This is a genomic window from Rhizobacter sp. P1_G5 (genome assembly GCF_056405435.1).
Window position 1 is genome coordinate 1 of the sequence record NZ_JBFUCB010000966.1, and the last position, 1456, is coordinate 1456.

General features: G+C 49.2%; 3 protein-coding genes. All 3 read left to right on the top strand.

The genetic code is table 11. The annotated features are described in order from the left end of the window. Positions 1 to 474: hypothetical protein (locus AC1D12_RS33205; RefSeq protein WP_477845356.1), on the top strand; the 474-nt coding region annotated here is incomplete at its 5' end. Further along, positions 465 to 737: a hypothetical protein gene (locus AC1D12_RS33210; RefSeq protein WP_477845357.1), complete on the top strand. Its 273-nt coding sequence runs from the start codon at positions 465 to 467 to the stop codon at positions 735 to 737. The genes AC1D12_RS33205 and AC1D12_RS33210, both read left to right, overlap by 10 nt. A 234-nt stretch (positions 738 to 971) precedes the next feature. Then, on the top strand, positions 972 to 1322 hold the full coding sequence (locus AC1D12_RS33215; RefSeq protein WP_477845358.1) for a hypothetical protein: 351 nt from the start codon (positions 972 to 974) through the stop codon (positions 1320 to 1322). Positions 1323 to 1456: the final 134 nt, after the last annotated feature.

The window sequence follows — 1456 nt, forward strand, 5'->3', positions numbered from 1 at the left end:
GTGCAAGGTGTTGATATGGGAAGCAAACAAGGTGAGATCATTCTTCAGCGCCTGCGTCAAGCCGGTGTACCCTTGGATTTGGCAGCGCTGTCTGCCGAATTTAACTTGATGATCTTTCTGATTACAACGGCCAGCGTAGATTCAAAGGTGGTAGTCGATTTTTATCAAAAATTGCGCTTGGCTGTCAGGAGTTCTGAGGTGAAATCGGCTCGAGCATCGACTATTTCAATATATCCAATGATTCTCGATCCGGAGATTCAGGTGGTTTCTGATTCGGCCCGATGGAAGAAAAATGAGATGGCCTATATAATAAAAAGAAACATTGACTATGTTCGGTGGCAATCTGCGCGAACGAGAGGTAGAAAGGATATTTTACTGGAGTTCATGCAGAAGGCGGTTTCTGATATTCCGGAAAAGCACCTGGAGTCCGATGTTGGGAATGCGTTGGTGGAGTTGATTCGGGGATGTCTTTGATCGGTGTTTCAGAGGGCGATCTCAAGTCTGAAGTGCAACACCAGTCGTGGGACAGTTTGCGTATCGGCTCCGGTGCTTGGCTGTTGCAGGGCGACGTGGTCACCGGTGGTGCGGCAGCACTGATTAATGACTGGGTGTGCGGCGAGAGCGAACAACCTTGGTCGAGTCGCGCAAGGCCAGTTACAGGACGCAGGGCTCAATTTCATGCTTTGAGCTACGGCAGCGATGGGCCGGCGTTCAGCGCTGGCAAGAGGGAACAATGAACGGAAAATAGGTGTTGGTATGAGAAAGCGGACGCCATTGTTTCTTTTGATTTGGCTTGCTGGGATATTTCTCACATTCGAAAGTGATGTGCTGGATTATTTCGGTCTGAGCGGAGTTGCAAGATTTCCGATCTTTATCGTTCTTATCTTGGTGCTTTCTGTGCTTGTGCTGGTCGATATTCCGAAAGTTCTTAAGACTGCGAAGGATAGATACTTTGGAGGATCTAAATAGGGTTGGCGCAACGAACCGGGCTGAGGATCTTGGGACTGGTGGGGGTGGATATGTTTGTGGTCAAGGTTCTGCCGATTGCGTTGTTCCTTCTTGGCTGTGCAAGTTTTGTCGCTGTTCTTTTCTTGAATTGGCGTCTTCTTGATGCACAGCGGGCCGCCAAGATGGGTATCTGGCAGCGTCTGCGAATTGCTGGAATTGGTCCTTTGTCTCTGTTTCAAGAAGCACGCTGGCCGGATGAAAATTGCCGGCGTTATGTGAGGGGTATCCGTTTTTCTTTGCTGGTGAAATTTATTTCATTCTCCCTGGCTGCACTTCTTGTGTGGCTCTATTCGCTATTTGGTGTGATTCGATAGGTGATCTAGGTAGACCGGCTCCGAAGCCAATTGCTCTATCCCTCAATGAAGGAATTCCAATGATGCCCATCAAATCGCCCATCGCATTTCTGTCCAGCCTGATCGCAGGACTGGTCATGCAGGTCGCACCGTTG

Bases quoted from the DNA above. Each gene is read 5' to 3' on its own strand.
- AC1D12_RS33210 (WP_477845357.1), top strand. From the start codon at position 465: ATGTCTTTGATCGGTGTTTCAGAGGGCGATCTCAAGTCTGAAGTGCAA.